The organism is Escherichia sp. 93.1518 (assembly GCF_013368915.2).
Lineage (GTDB): Bacteria > Pseudomonadota > Gammaproteobacteria > Enterobacterales > Enterobacteriaceae > Escherichia > Escherichia ruysiae.
This window is the reverse complement of record NZ_JABWMT020000004.1, coordinates 150,080-164,854: the sequence shown is the minus strand read 5'-3', so window position 1 is coordinate 164,854 and position 14,775 is coordinate 150,080. Positions and strand designations below refer to the sequence as shown.

Here is a 14,775-nt window from a genome sequence, read left to right as displayed (position 1 = left end):
GAGTCAAGAAGGGGCACGGAACGGTCCCCTCTCCCTGAGGGAGAGGGTTAGGGTGAGGGGGGGAAGGCTTAACCGATCTGCCCATTACCCAAATGTTTAACGCGGCGCTTAACTTCTTCCTGCTTACCGGCGTTAAACGGACGCGCATCCGGGCTACCTAAATATCCGCACACGCGGCGAGTTACCGACACACGGGAGGTGTCATGGTTACCACATTTCGGGCAGGTGAAGCCTTTGCTGGTGCACTCAAACTCACCGGTAAAGCCACATTCATAGCATTCATCGATCGGCGTATTGGTGCCGTAATACGGTACATGCTGATAGCTGTAATCCCAGACATCTTCCAGCGCCTTCAGGTTGTGCTGAATGTTTGGATACTCGCCGTAGCAAATGAAACCACCGTTAGCCAGCGGCGGGTAAGGTGCTTCAAAGTCGATCTTGTCGTACGGGTTCACCTTTTTCTCCACATCAAGGTGGAAACTGTTGGTGTAGTAACCTTTATCGGTCACGCCCGGCACCACGCCAAACTCAGCGGTATCGAGACGGCAGAAGCGGTCGCACAGATTTTCACTTGGCGTGCTGTAAAGGCTGAAACCGTAGCCAGTCTCTTCTTTCCACTGATCAACCGCCTGACGCAGACGTTCAACAATCGCAATACCTTTCGCGCGAAGCTGCTCGTTGTCATAAACATGCTCGCCGCCGAACAGCGCGTTAATGGTTTCGTGGATACCGATGTAACCCAGCGAAATAGACGCACGGCCGTTTTTGAAGATTTCAGAAACATCATCGTCGGCATTCAGGCGTACACCGCAGGCACCTTCCATATAAAGGATTGGAGCCACGCGCGCTTTCACGCCCTCGAGACGAGCGATACGGGTCATCAGCGCCTTACGTGCCAGCACCAGACGTTCATCCAGCAGCTTCCAGAAGGTGGCTTCATCGCCTTTTGCTTCCAGAGCAATACGCGGCAGGTTCAGGCTGATCACGCCGAGGTTGTTACGACCATCGTGGATCTGCTCGCCGTTTTCATTTTCCCACACGCCGAGGAAGCTGCGGCAGCCCATCGGGGTTTTAAACGAACCGGTGACTTTCACTACCTGATCGTAGTTCAGGATATCCGGATACATGCGCTTGCTTGCGCACTCCAGCGCCAGCTGTTTGATGTCGTAGTTCGGATCGCCTTTTTTATGGTTCAGGCCATCGCGAATCGCAAACACCAGTTTCGGGAACACGGCGGTTTTGCGGTTTTTACCCAGGCCAGCGATACGGTTACGCAGGATGGATTCCTGAATCAGGCGCGACTCCCAGCTGGTGCCCAGACCAAAGCCAAAGGTTACAAACGGTGTTTGACCGTTGGCGGTGTGCAGGGTGTTTACTTCGTACTCCAGCGACTGGAAGGCGTCGTAGCACTCTTTGATGGTACGAGAGTTGGCGTAGCCTTCGGCGTCCGGGATGCTCCACTCTTCCGCCGTTTTACGGTGCTTGTTGTAGCTGGCGGTGACAAACGGAGCCAGAACTTCGTCGATACGGTTAATGGTGGTGCCGCCATAAATATGGCTGGCAACCTGGGCGATAATCTGCGCAGTTACTGCGGTGGCAGTGGAGATCGACTTCGGTGGTTCGATCTCGGCGTTCCCCATCTTAAAGCCCTGGGTCAGCATACCTTTCAGGTCGATCAACATGCAGTTGAACATCGGGAAGAACGGCGAGTAATCGAGGTCGTGGTAGTGAATATCGCCACGCTCATGCGCCTGCACCACGTCACGCGGCAACAGGTGCTGACGCGCATAGTGTTTAGCAACAATACCGGCCAGCAGGTCGCGCTGGGTTGGAATTACCTTGCTGTCTTTGTTGGCGTTTTCATTGAGCAACGAAGAGTTGGTTTGCTCGACCAGACCACGGATCTCCTGGTTCAGGCGACCGCGTTTTTCACGTTCGATGTCGCGATCGTGACGGTACTCGATGTAAGCACGAGCCAGTTGTTTGTACGGGCCTGACATCAGCTGGTTTTCAACTGCGGTCTGAATTTCGTTAATATCGACCTGGTTGCGGCCTTGCATTTGCTCGCTGACGACGGCGGCAACAGTGGCACAATAATCTGCATCATCGACTTCCGCTGCTTTAGCTGCACGCAGAATGGCTTCTTTGATGCGCTCTGATTTAAACGGCACTTTGCAGCCGTCTCGTTTCATCACATGCGGTGTCATGATCGCTCCATATTTTTAAGAACAGGTTATACACAGAAAGTTGGGAAGTGCGCCCCGCTTTATTTAGCTCTTTTTACGGGGAGTTACTGCAATCCCAATCCGCTTTATCCACAATTTTGTCGGCTTTGTTGGCGTGTGTCTTGGTGCAAGTATAGTCGACGGATACAACATATTGGGTTGAGAGGCATTTTAAAGTCTATATATAGTGCTTTGCATTAAGGATGTTTGAGGTTTTTTTGATTTAGCTCAAAGTAAAAAGCAGAGTGTACGGATGACGGGCGCTACAGCGATGTGTAAATTTTTTAATAATTTTCTGTTCAAAAAACCAACAAAAACAACGCTCTGACAGGTAAGGCCCCGGAAATACTCGCTTTACCGGGGCCTGGAGAAGAATTATCTCTGCAACCACCAGACAGCCTCAAAAGGTCGCAATGTCATGGCTCCCGGTTGAGAGGCGGCTTCTTCATAGTTATGCATTAATAGTTGCCAGTCGCCGCTGATTTGCGTTGGTTGCCAGGGCTGCACGTCACGGCTAAGGTTGGCTATCACCAATAAAGTTTGCCCCAGCCATTCACGGCGATAGCACCACAATACAGTGCTGTTTGGCAGGAGATCCTGGTAATTGCCCCATGTCAGAATGGGTTCTTGTTTACGCAGCGTGATTAACTTCTGGTAGGTGTAAAACACTGAGGATTCATCGGCCAGCGCAGCTTCCACGTTGATTTCGCGATAGTTATCACTCAGACCAATCCACGGCTCGCCGGTAGTAAACCCTGCGTTATCGCCGTTGCTCCATTGCATTGGCGTGCGGCTGTTATCGCGGGATTTACTGGCGAGGATTGCCAATAGCTCTTCGGCGTCACGCCCATCGTTGCGCAGCTCGGCAAACATATTGAGGCTCTCCACGTCGCGGTAATCGGTAATGCGCGTGAAATGCGGATTAGTCATGCCAATCTCCTCACCCTGGTAGATATACGGTGTTCCCTGCATACCATGCAGTACCATCGCCAGCATTTTTGCCGCAGGCTCACGGTAGTCACCTTCATCGCCAAAGCGAGAAACAATGCGCGGCTGATCGTGGTTACACCAGAACAAAGCATTCCACGCAACGTTGTGCATTCCCTGTTGCCAGTGGCGGAACAATGTTTTTAACGCCACAAAGTCAGGTTTAGCCAGCGTCCATTTTTCACCGCCGGGGTAATCGACCTTCAGGTGATGAAAATTAAAGGTCATCGACAATTCACTGCCTGTCAGTGCCGCGTATCGCTGGCAATGTTCAAGGCTGGTGGAGGACATTTCACCCACAGTCATTAATCCGCGTGGCGTAAAGACATCGCGGTTCATTTCGTGCAAAAACTCGTGTGCTCGTGGCCCGTCGGTGTAGAAGCGACGCCCGTCGCCATCCAGATCGTTGGGGAAGTTCTGGTCTTTGGAAATCAGATTCACCACATCCAGGCGCAGCCCGTCTACCCCGCGATCGGCCCAAAACTCACAGACTTTTTTCAGTTCTGCGCGTACTGCTGGGTTTTCCCAGTTGAGATCGGCCTGTTCTGGTGCAAACAGATGCAAATAATACTGTTCGCTTTCTGCGTGCCAGCGCCAGGCATTGCCGCCGAATTTAGAACGCCAGTTATTCGGTGGTATTCCTGGTTCGCCATCACGCCAGATATAAAACTGACGGTAAGGACTTTCTTTGTTCAGTGCCTCGCGAAACCAGGCGTGTTGGGTAGAAGTATGGTTAAACACCATATCAAGGATAATGCGAATACCGCGCGATTTCGCCTGCGCCACCAGTTCGTCAAACTCGTCCAGCGTACCGTAGGTGGGATCAATCGCCGTATAGTTCGCTACGTCGTAACCGTTATCGACCTGTGGGGAGACATAAAAAGGTGTCAACCAGATAGCATCGACGCCCAGTTTTTGTAGGTAGTCGAGGCGCAGAGTGACTCCTCGCAGATCGCCGGTGCCGCTGCCCGTGGTGTCCTGAAAACTCTTTGGATAAATCTGGTAGATAACGCCGTTTTGCCACCAGTGGGGAAGATTAGTCATTACGTCATTCCTGCAAATGCGAGGGGGCACAAGTGCGCCCCGAAGAAAATTAAACAATGTTCAGCGTGCCCAGGCGGTGTTTTCGCTGGTAGATAAACGAGGTGAGCACAATCGGGATGATGATGGCGATAGCCATTGCCAGCGCAAATACCTGCCAGTAGCTCGGCTGAATGGAGAGTATACCAGGCAGACCACCGACGCCGATGCCATTCGCCATAACGCCGTTCAGGCCGCAGAGCAATCCCGCCAGACCGGAACCAATCATCGCGCACAGCATCGGGAAGCGATATTTCAGGTTGATGCCGTACATTGCCGGCTCAGTGACTCCAAGATAAGCGGAGATCGCCGCTGGAACCGAAATTTCCCGCTCGTTCTGTTTACGGCTGGCGATAATAACTCCTACCACTGCCGACGCCTGAGCAATATTCGAAAGGGCAATCAGCGGCCAGACTGGCGTACCGCCCATGCTTTGAATCATCTGCATATCAATGGCAAGCGTGGTCTGGTGTACGCCGGTAATGACCAGCGGCGCATAGAGGAAGCCAAACAACGCTGCGCCAATCGGAGCAAAGCTGCCGGTCATCAGGTGACGTACTGCAAAGGCAACGCCATCGCCAATCATGCGACCAAACGGACCAATCAGCGCATGGGCGAGGAACACTGCGAGGATCAGCGAGCAGACCGGTACAACCACCAGATAGAGATAATCCGGCACGATGCGCTTAAGGCGAGTTTCAATAAAGCCCAGCGCCAGCCCAGCTAACAGTGCCGGGATCACTTGCGCCTGATAACCTACTTTCGCAATACTGAACATGCCAAAGTCCCATACTTCCGGGACTTGCTGTCCAAGCAGATAGGCGTTCATCAACTGCGGAGAAACCAGCGTAACGCCAAGCACGATACCGAGGATCGGCGTGCCGCCCATTTTTTTCACCGCCGACCAGCAAATCCCAACCGGCAGGTAGAAGAAGATCGCCTCACCGATCAACCACAGAAAATCGTAGATCGTTTGCAGGGAAGGGTACATTTGCGCCAGCGTCTGGCCGTTGCTCATCGGCAGATCGCCGATAACATTGCGAAAACCGAGGATCAAACCGCCGCTAATCAGCGCGGGCAGCAATGGGAAGAAGATCTCCGCGAAATGGGAGATCAACTGCTCATGCCATTTCATATTCTGCCTGGCGGCTTTTTTCACCTGCTCTTTATTGACCTGCGCCTGACCGGTCGTTGCCAATAACGCTTTGTAGTAATCGCCAACGTTGGTGCCAATCACCACCTGAAATTGTCCTGCATTGGTGAAACAGCCTTTCACCATGGGGAGTTGTTCAATTTCTTTTGGTCTGGCATTGGCTGGTTGGTTGAGGACAAAGCGCAGGCGAGTAATACAGTGGCTGACCGTCGCGATATTGCCGCGCCCGCCGACCAGTTCAATCAACCGATCGATATCCGTTTGGTTCACTTTGCTCATCATAAGGCCCCGTGGCAGATGACATATTTGGTTGACGGCAGAATATAGTGGGAAGGAAAAATTAAAAATGGGAACGTTCCCGAAACACGGCGAAGATCACAATTTATCGTTCAGGAAACGATCAGGACAGGGTGGCGGGGATGATGATTTGTTGCGGTTCGCTGCGCCCGGTTATCTGCTCAATCAACTGGCAGGCCGCCTGGCGTCCGGCTTCTGCGTAGCCTGGGTCAACGGTGACGATCTCCGGATGGAGGAACTTCATCAACGGTGTATTACCAACGCTCGCCAGCTGTAAGGTATCGATGCGTTGCTCTTGCAGGTATTTACTTGCGCCAAGTGCCAGCGTGTCAGTTGCGCACAGCAACGCGGTGGTTTCAGGGGTAATAACTTTTGCCACGTTCTCATAACCTTGCTTCATGGCGAGGCCAGGCAGAGCGGCGACGGGATGCAGTTTATGCGCTTTGCAGAACGCCAGATAGGCTTCGTGACGTCGTTTACCGGTCGTCACGTCGCTGTGCGGTACGCCGAGATAACTGATATTGCGATGCCCCTGGTCATACAGTCGTTGCATCAGGATTTTGATCGCCCCTTCGTCGTCATAACAGACAGAAGCAAAGCCCTTTGCGTCGCGTGCCAGCAGCACCAGCGATGACTGCCAGTGGGCCAACATCTCTTCGGTTATGCCAGTAAAACCAAACAGTACCACGCCGTCGATATTACGACGTTTCAAAACGCCCAGATGTTCGGCAACTAATTGTGGTGAAAACTGGCTTTCCATCATGATGGGGTCGTAACCCTGTTCATAGAATGCCGGCAGCATGGTCTGAACCGCGAGATTTTCTGAGAGCGAATCCAGGCGGGTCACGATGATGGCGACCACTTTATCGCTTTGCCCACGCATGGCGCGCGCAGAGCGGGAAGGGGAAAATCCATGCTGATTCATCACCGCTTCAACACGCTCGCGCGTACGCTGGCTCACGCCGCTTTCGTTATTCAGCACCCGGGAAACAGTGGATTTTCCCACGCCGCTCAAGCGCGCGATGTCTTTGATAGTCAGCCGATTTTGCATCCTGTTATCCCGTAACTTGTTGTTTAATTATTAGAGACTAACTTTACCCGCGCATTCAGCAATGGGCAAAGTCTGGTTTATCGTTGGTTTAGTTGCCGACAGGTATTATATCGGCATAAATGCTACGAATATTATTGGATTCGCGGCGCTATTTATTCACTTACCGGAGGTTATATGGAACCTGATCCCACGCCTCTCCCTCGACGGAGATTAAAACTTTTCCGGTAAGCCTGTCTTTTCACGGCGTTACCGGATGCGTAAGGCCGTGACGTTTTAACGTCCCTGCTCAGTTTTATTACCTTCAGGTAAGGCTTCGCCACGCCTGAAGATATTTCTGCACTGTTCCTGACAGCGCGGAGGGACTCTCTATGTTTAAAGAAATTTTTACCCGGCTCATTCGCCATTTACCTTCCCGTCTGATCCGTCGCGATCCGCTACCGGGGGCGCAGCAGACAGCGAATGCACCAATCCCGCCTTCCTTAAGCGCGCATTGCCTGAAAATGGCGGTGATGCCAGAAGAAGAATTATGGAAAACGTTCGACACGCACCCGGAAGGGTTGAATCAGGCGGAAGTGGAAGTTGCCCGTGAAAAACATGGCGAAAATAAATTACCTGCGCAACAACCGTCACCGTGGTGGGTACATTTGTGGGTCTGCTATCGCAACCCCTTTAATATTTTGCTCACGATCCTTGGCGGCATTTCTTACGCCACGGAAGATTTATTTGCTGCTGGCGTTATTGCGTTAATGGTGGCTATTTCTACGTTGCTGAACTTTATTCAGGAAGCACGTTCCACCAAAGCGGCAGATGCCCTGAAAGCGATGGTCAGTAATACCGCGACGGTGCTGCGCGTAATTAACGACAAAGGCGAAAATGGCTGGCTGGAGATCCCGATCGACCAGTTGGTGCCCGGCGATATTATTAAACTGGCGGCGGGGGATATGATCCCGGCAGATTTACGTATCTTGCAGGCGCGGGATCTGTTCGTCGCTCAAGCGTCGTTAACCGGTGAGTCTCTGCCCGTTGAAAAAAACGCGACCACGCGCCAGCCGGATCACAGCAATCCGCTGGAGTGTGACACCCTGTGTTTTATGGGCACCACAGTGGTGAGCGGCACGGCACAAGCGATGGTGATTGCCACAGGCGCTAACACCTGGTTTGGTCAACTGGCGGGGCGTGTCAGTGAGCAGGAAAGTGAGCCGAATGCCTTTCAGCAAGGGATCAGCCGCGTCAGTATGCTGCTGATTCGCTTTATGCTGGTGATGGCGCCCGTGGTGCTGTTAATCAATGGTTACACCAAAGGCGACTGGTGGGAAGCGGCGCTGTTCGCGCTTTCGGTAGCGGTAGGTTTGACGCCGGAAATGTTGCCGATGATTGTCACCTCAACGCTGGCGCGTGGCGCAGTAAAGCTGTCGAAACAGAAAGTGATCGTCAAACATCTGGATGCCATTCAGAACTTTGGCGCTATGGATATTCTGTGTACCGATAAAACCGGCACCCTGACGCAGGATAAAATTGTGCTGGAGAATCATACCGATATCTCCGGTAAAACCAGCGAACGCGTGCTGCATAGCGCGTGGTTGAACAGCCATTACCAGACCGGGCTTAAAAACCTGCTTGATACAGCGGTGCTCGAAGGTACGGATGAAGAGTCGGCGCGCTCGCTGGCCAGCCGTTGGCAGAAAATTGATGAGATTCCGTTTGATTTTGAGCGTCGCCGGATGTCGGTGGTAGTAGCAGAAAATACCGAACACCATCAACTGGTGTGCAAAGGTGCATTGCAGGAAATCCTCAATGTGTGTTCGCAGGTACGTCACAATGGCGAGATTGTGCCGCTCGATGACACCATGCTGCGTAAGATTAAGCGGGTTACTGATACGCTGAATCGTCAGGGGCTGCGTGTGGTAGCGGTGGCGACGAAATACCTGCCGGCGCGTGAAGGGGATTACCAGCGGGCAGATGAATCCGACCTGATCCTCGAAGGATATATTGCTTTCCTTGATCCGCCCAAAGAGACAACCGCTCCGGCACTGAAGGCATTAAAAGCGAGTGGCATTACCGTAAAAATCCTCACTGGCGACAGTGAGTTAGTGGCGGCGAAAGTGTGCCATGAAGTGGGACTGGACGCGGGAGAGGTGGTTACTGGTAGTGATATTGAAACGCTATCTGACGACGAGCTGGCAAGTCTCGTGCAGCGTACCACACTGTTTGCCCGCCTGACGCCGATGCATAAAGAACGCATCGTAACGTTGCTGAAGCGCGAAGGGCATGTGGTTGGCTTTATGGGCGATGGTATTAATGATGCGCCCGCCTTACGTGCTGCGGATATCGGCATTTCTGTGGACGGCGCGGTAGATATTGCCCGTGAAGCAGCGGATATCATTCTGCTGGAAAAAAGCCTGATGGTGCTGGAAGAGGGGGTTATTGAAGGGCGCCGTACTTTCGCCAATATGCTGAAATACATCAAAATGACGGCGAGTTCTAACTTCGGTAATGTGTTCAGCGTGCTGGTGGCGAGTGCTTTTTTGCCCTTCCTGCCGATGTTGCCGTTACACTTGCTTATTCAGAACCTGCTGTATGATGTGTCACAGGTGGCGATCCCGTTTGATAACGTAGACGATGAGCAAATTCAAAAGCCGCAGCGTTGGAATCCGGCGGATCTGGGACGCTTTATGATCTTCTTCGGACCGATCAGTTCGATCTTCGATATTCTGACGTTTTGCCTGATGTGGTGGGTATTTCATGCCAACACGCCGGAAACGCAAACGCTGTTCCAGTCGGGCTGGTTTGTGGTGGGGTTACTGTCACAAACGCTGATTGTGCATATGATCCGCACCCGCCGTGTGCCGTTTATTCAGAGCTGTGCATCGTGGCCGTTAATGATCATGACCGTGATCGTGATGATTGTCGGGATCGCGTTACCGTTTTCGCCGCTGGCCAGTTATCTGCAACTGCAGGCGCTGCCGTTAAGCTATTTCCCGTGGCTGATTGCGATTCTGGCAGGGTATATGACGTTAACCCAGTTAGTGAAAGGATTTTATAGCCGTCGTTACGGCTGGCAATAAGTGAGTGCTGAGACTGATCGATAAATATTCTTACTGGTCAGTCTCCTACGAAAAGACCTGAACAAAAAAATAAATTACTGCAAAAATAAAAAAACAAATAAACGTCCAGCTCAAATTATAAAGGGCGCTATAGCTTTTATTTACCGAACGAGAGAGAAAGATGTCTTCTTTTTTAATGTGTCTGGAGGAGATGTTGCGATACAGGCGGATATAATAAACACAATAAAGTAATAAAGGCGGTATTACCCATCCACCTGTTGGTTTGCCAAATATAAGCGTGAGTATAATGGAGACAGCAAAGAAAAGCAGAAAGACGATTTGCGCTTTGGATTCTATTTTTTTTAATTCGCTTCTGATGCCTTCAGCGTGCTGTTCTTGCCAGCGCCGCAGCGTGCTAATACTAAATTGATAGTGTTCACATAGCTCCTTATTAGACGTACCTTCTTTTGACCGCTGTAAAATTTCAGCAATTTGTTCATTCGTGAAACGGGATTTAGCCATCTTCAACCCTCCGTGGTTGAATCAGATAATCCAGGCGCGATTCCTGGATTATCTTTCTGACAGAGATTAGCGACGAACAGCGATCGCTTCGATCTCAATCTTCACGTCTTTTGGCAGACGAGCAACTTCAACGCAAGAACGTGCCGGGAAGGTAGCGTTGTGTTCGGTGAAGAAGGCTTCGTAAGTCGCATTTACGGTTGCGAAGTCGTTCAGATCTTTCACAAACACGGTGGTTTTAACGATGTCGCCCACTTTCAGGCCAGCCGCTTCCACGATCGCTTTTACGTTATCCAGTGACTGACGCGCTTGTGCTGCTACGTCTGCCGGTACTTCGCCAGTTTTCGGGTTTACCGGGATCTGACCGGAGGTGATGATCATACTGCCCAGATCAACGCCCTGAACATAAGGTCCGATAGCTGCCGGTGCATTTTCCGTAGCGATAGTTTTGCTCATGATTTCTCCTTTATTACAGCGGTAAAAAGTCTGGCTCATTATAGGGAGCCAGACTTTTATTACCAACCGCAATTAATTGGCCAGCACCACATTATGGGAAAACTCTTTTTCGCAGTATTTGCATTTGAGCGCGATGTCATTGGCGCGTTTTCGCACTGCAAAGCTGGAAGAAACCGGTTCGGCATGGCTGATACAGTTGCTGTTCGGGCAGACCAGCACATTGTCGATGCGCTCCGGCAGGCTGGGGCGCGATTTACCAACCACTTCATAATTGTCGATACGATTTACTGTGGCTTGCGGTGCGTACAGCGCCAGTTGGTCTACCTGATCTTCACTCAAAAAGGTATTTTCGATCTTGATCAGATCTTTGCGCCCCATCTCGCCAGAAGGCAGGTTCAGACCGATGGTGATACGCTGATCCGTTTCGGTCAGTTTGAACAGACTCAACAGCTTAAAACCGATCTGGGCGGGGATATGGTCAATTACCGTGCCGCGTTTAATAGCTTCAACCTGCAATTTATTATCGTGTGTCATCTCAATTTCCCCTTACAGTACCAGATCGCGATTCAGAACCAGCGCCAGTAACGCCTGGCGAGCGAAAATACCGTTGCCTGCTTGCTGGAAGTACCAGGCGTGCGGCGTTTTATCGACATCCGTTGCAATTTCATCAATACGCGGCAGCGGATGCAGCACTTTCATATTGGCTTTGGCGTTGTGAAGGTCGCTGGCGCGCAGGACAAACTGCGCTTTTACGTTAGCGTATTCGGACGGATCCAGGCGTTCTTTTTGCACGCGGGTCATATACAGAATGTCCACTTCCGCCATCACTTCTTCAATGGAGCTATGCAGGCTCCAGGCGATACCTTTTTCATCAAGCATGTCCAGAATGTACTGCGGCATTGCCAGCGCGTCCGGCGCGATGAAGTAAAAACGGTTGCCGTCGAACTTCGCTAACGCCTGAGTCAGGGAGTGAACGGTGCGACCATATTTCAGGTCGCCGACCATTGCGACGCGAAGATTGTCCAGACGTCCCTGGGTTTCCTGAATGGTGAACAGATCCAGCAAGGTTTGCGTCGGATGTTGGTTGGAACCATCACCGGCGTTCAGCACCGGCACATTGCCGGAAAACTCGGTTGCCAGGCGCGCCGCACCTTCCTGCGGATGGCGCATCACAATTGCATCGACGTAAGTGCTGATAACCGAGATGGTATCAGCCAGCGTTTCACCTTTTTTTCCCAGTGAGGTGTTTGCGCTGTCAGAGAATCCCACCACACTAGCGCCCAGGCGGTGCATCGAGGTTTCGAAAGAGAGGCGGGTGCGGGTTGATGCTTCGAAGAAGCAACTGGCAATCACTTTATGTTTCAACAACTCTGGTTGCGGGTTTGCTTTCAGTTTCGCCGCTGTCGCCAGCACCAGATTAAGGTCATCGCGACTAAGGTCATTTATGGAAATGATGTGTTTTTGATATAGCGGATTAGCCATGTTTATCTCCTGACGCCTGGGCAAAAAAAAGCCCCTCGATTGAGGGGCTGGGAATGGGTGATCAACGGGAAGAAAAACGGCAGGCCAGCGTCTTTTTTCAGACGCGGTAAGACAAAATGTCGAACACACTGAACCATACATCCTCCCGGCAAATTGTCCGGCATTATACTCAGCCAGAAAGTGGGATCAAGCGATTAATGCAAGAAATTCCCCAGGTAAACGATTGTTGTGAATTTATATGCTTCAAATTTGAATTTATAACGAAATGAATTTGGGGGGGGAATGTGGGTGGAAAAATATGCGCTGGCGCAATCAGGCGGCAAAAAATGCTGGTATGGCAGTAAGGAATTACGTATAACAAGAGAAATGAAACGATGTTTTAATTGAGGGAATGAAAAAATGATCATCGGAAATATTCATAATCTCCAGCAATGGTTACCGGAAGAGTTACGCCAGGCGATTGAGTATATTAAAGCGCACGTTACGGCAGAAACGCCAAAAGGTAAGCACGACATCGAAGGCAACCGCCTGTTTTATCTTATCTCTGAAGATATGACCGAGCCGTATGAAGCACGCCGTGCGGAGTACCATGCCCGCTATCTCGATATTCAGATTGTGCTAAAAGGGCAGGAAGGCATGACCTTCAGCACACAACCTGCGGGCACGCCGGATACCGATTGGTTAGCCGATAAAGACATCGCCTTTTTGCCAGAAGGTGTTGAGGAGAAAACAGTTATCCTCAATGAAGGCGACTTTGTCGTGTTCTATCCGGGTGAAGTACACAAGCCACTATGCGCAGTGGGCGAGCCAGCCCAGGTTCGCAAAGCGGTTGTGAAAATGCTGATGGCGTAAGTGGATTATGCTGGAGGCGACGTTACGCCGCCTCCGGTACTGGCGTTATTGGGCGAGCGTCGCAACCATTACCGCTTTGATGGTATGCATGCGGTTTTCCGCCTGATCAAAAACAATACTGGCGGCAGATTCAAAGACCTCATCCGTCACTTCCATCCCACCGTGCAGGCCAAACTCTTCTGCCATCTTTTTACCTAGCGTCGTTTGGTCGTCATGAAACGCGGGCAGGCAGTGCAGGAATTTGACGTCTGGATTACCGGTCAACTGCATCATTTTGCTATTCACCTGATAATCACGCAGCAATGCAATACGTTCTGCCCATTTCTCTTTCGCTTCCCCCATCGACACCCACACATCGGTGTAAATAAAGTCGGCCCCTTTAACGCCTGCTGCGATATCTTCTGTCAGCGTAATATTCCCGCCATTTTGCTGCGCCAGGGCGCGGCATTCCGTAACCAGCGAAGCTTCCGGCCAGCACGCTTGTGGCGCTACCAGGCGTAAATCCAGACCGGTCAACGCCGCAGCTTCCAGCATTGAGTTACCCATGTTGTTGCGTGCATCTCCGGCATAAACCAGCGTCATCTCATTGAAAGCTTTACCTGGTAAATGCTCCTGCATGGTCAGCAGATCCGCCAGAAGCTGTGTAGGATGAAACTCATTGGTCAGGCCGTTCCATACCGGAACACCTGCATATTCCGCCAGCGTTTCGACAATCTCCTGACCATAGCCGCGATACTGAATACCGTCATACATGCGACCAAGTACGCGGGCGGTATCTTTAATCGACTCTTTATGGCCAATCTGGCTGCCGCTGGGGCCGAGATAAGTGACACGTGCGCCCTGGTCATATGCGGCAACTTCGAAAGAGCATCGGGTACGAGTCGAGTCTTTTTCGAAGATGAGCGCGATATTTTTACCTGTGAGTCTGGCTTCTTCTTTACCGCTTTTCTTATCGGCTTTCAGCTTCGCAGCTAACTGCAGCAGGCTGTTGAGTTCAGCTGGCGTGAAATCGAGTAATTTCAGGAAATGTTTATGATAAAACCCGGACATAGATCCCTCCTGTGGCTAACGCCGTAATGAATTAAAATTCAATTTATATGGATGATTATTCATTTGCAAGTCTAAAACATAAATCTTTGTCACAAAGGTGGAGGCAATGTCAGTGGTGTGTGACAATAAGAGTATCGGCAGGACATTAAGAGGAATGAGCCATGGCAAACCCGGAACAACTGGAAGAACAGCGTGAAGAAACGCGTTTGATTATTGAAGAATTACTGGAAGATGGCAGCGATCCGGACGCGCTGTACACCATCGAACATCACCTTTCCGCAGACGATCTGGAAACCCTGGAAAAAGCAGCGGTTGAAGCGTTTAAACTCGGTTACGAAGTGACCGATCCGGAAGAGCTGGAAGTGGAAGATGGCGATATCGTAATTTGCTGTGACATCCTCAGCGAATGCGCGTTGAATGCCGATCTTATCGACGCCCAGGTTGAGCAATTGATGAACCTGGCAGAGAAATTCGACGTTGAATACGACGGTTGGGGCACTTACTTTGAAGATCCTAACGGCGAAGATGGCGACGATGAAGATTATGTCGACGAAGACGATGACGGTGTTCGTCACTAAT

General features: G+C 51.2%; 13 protein-coding genes and 1 pseudogene. 4 read left to right on the top strand and 10 right to left on the bottom strand.

The annotated features are described in order from the left end of the window. Positions 1–68: 68 nt before the first annotated feature. The 4 genes and pseudogenes from nrdD to treR all read right to left on the bottom strand — a co-directional run. Positions 69–2,207 carry an anaerobic ribonucleoside-triphosphate reductase gene (gene nrdD / locus HEN21_RS04630; protein WP_000187803.1) on the bottom strand — a complete coding sequence of 713 codons (2,139 nt, stop codon included), beginning with the start codon at positions 2,205–2,207 and terminating at the stop codon, positions 69–71. A 393-nt stretch (positions 2,208–2,600) separates the two neighbouring features. After that, positions 2,601–4,256, bottom strand: a complete 1,656-nt coding sequence (treC, locus tag HEN21_RS04625) for an alpha,alpha-phosphotrehalase (protein ID WP_176252763.1) — start codon at positions 4,254–4,256, stop codon at positions 2,601–2,603. A 49-nt stretch (positions 4,257–4,305) separates the two neighbouring features. After that, positions 4,306–5,727 (bottom strand): PTS trehalose transporter subunit IIBC, encoded by a 1,422-nt coding sequence (gene treB / locus HEN21_RS04620; protein ID WP_176252762.1) that lies wholly within the window; start codon positions 5,725–5,727, stop codon positions 4,306–4,308. Positions 5,728–5,845: 118 nt separating this feature from the next. Continuing rightward, positions 5,846–6,796, bottom strand: a pseudogene (gene treR / locus HEN21_RS04615) (trehalose operon repressor TreR); the annotation flags it as partial. A gap of 171 nt (positions 6,797–6,967) precedes the next feature. Here treR and mgtL point away from each other — a divergent pair. Next, on the top strand, positions 6,968–7,021 hold the full coding sequence (gene mgtL, locus HEN21_RS04610; protein WP_001387276.1) for a mgtA regulatory leader peptide MgtL: 54 nt from the start codon (positions 6,968–6,970) through the stop codon (positions 7,019–7,021). A 140-nt stretch (positions 7,022–7,161) separates the two neighbouring features. Beyond that, on the top strand, positions 7,162–9,858 hold the full coding sequence (mgtA, locus tag HEN21_RS04605; RefSeq protein ID WP_176252761.1) for a magnesium-translocating P-type ATPase: 2,697 nt from the start codon (positions 7,162–7,164) through the stop codon (positions 9,856–9,858). Positions 9,859–9,903: 45 nt separating this feature from the next. Here mgtA and HEN21_RS04600 read toward each other — a convergent pair whose 3' ends face one another. The 5 genes from HEN21_RS04600 to pyrL all read right to left on the bottom strand — a co-directional run bounded on the left by HEN21_RS04600 (position 9,904) and on the right by pyrL (position 12,431). Continuing rightward, complete coding sequence (locus tag HEN21_RS04600) at positions 9,904–10,359, bottom strand: transposase (RefSeq protein WP_001130090.1); 456 nt, start codon at positions 10,357–10,359, stop codon at positions 9,904–9,906. 66 nt (positions 10,360–10,425) lie between these two features. After that, positions 10,426–10,812: an enamine/imine deaminase gene (locus HEN21_RS04595; protein ID WP_000047542.1), complete on the bottom strand. Its 387-nt coding sequence runs from the start codon at positions 10,810–10,812 to the stop codon at positions 10,426–10,428. A 72-nt stretch (positions 10,813–10,884) separates the two neighbouring features. Further along, entirely contained in the window at positions 10,885–11,346 is a 462-nt protein-coding gene (pyrI, locus tag HEN21_RS04590) for an aspartate carbamoyltransferase regulatory subunit (RefSeq protein ID WP_000148581.1), read from the bottom strand. A 12-nt stretch (positions 11,347–11,358) separates the two neighbouring features. Next, positions 11,359–12,294: an aspartate carbamoyltransferase gene (gene pyrB, locus HEN21_RS04585; protein ID WP_000013052.1), complete on the bottom strand. Its 936-nt coding sequence runs from the start codon at positions 12,292–12,294 to the stop codon at positions 11,359–11,361. A gap of 2 nt (positions 12,295–12,296) precedes the next feature. Continuing rightward, the gene (gene pyrL, locus HEN21_RS04580) at positions 12,297–12,431 is read right to left on the bottom strand and encodes a pyr operon leader peptide (protein ID WP_001296693.1); all 135 of its coding nucleotides are present in this window, start codon (positions 12,429–12,431) and stop codon (positions 12,297–12,299) included. Between the two features lie 262 nt (positions 12,432–12,693). Between pyrL and tabA the strand changes: the two genes are divergently transcribed. Then, positions 12,694–13,146, top strand: a complete 453-nt coding sequence (gene tabA / locus HEN21_RS04575; protein WP_000583474.1) for a toxin-antitoxin biofilm protein TabA — start codon at positions 12,694–12,696, stop codon at positions 13,144–13,146. 45 nt (positions 13,147–13,191) lie between these two features. Here tabA and argF read toward each other — a convergent pair whose 3' ends face one another. Next, a complete protein-coding gene (gene argF / locus HEN21_RS04570; protein WP_000012938.1) occupies positions 13,192–14,196 on the bottom strand; it encodes an ornithine carbamoyltransferase in 1,005 nt (334 codons plus the stop codon). Between the two features lie 161 nt (positions 14,197–14,357). Here argF and rraB point away from each other — a divergent pair, with 161 nt between their 5' ends. Continuing rightward, positions 14,358–14,774 carry a ribonuclease E inhibitor RraB gene (gene rraB / locus HEN21_RS04565; protein WP_000002947.1) on the top strand — a complete coding sequence of 139 codons (417 nt, stop codon included), beginning with the start codon at positions 14,358–14,360 and terminating at the stop codon, positions 14,772–14,774. Position 14,775: the final 1 nt, after the last annotated feature.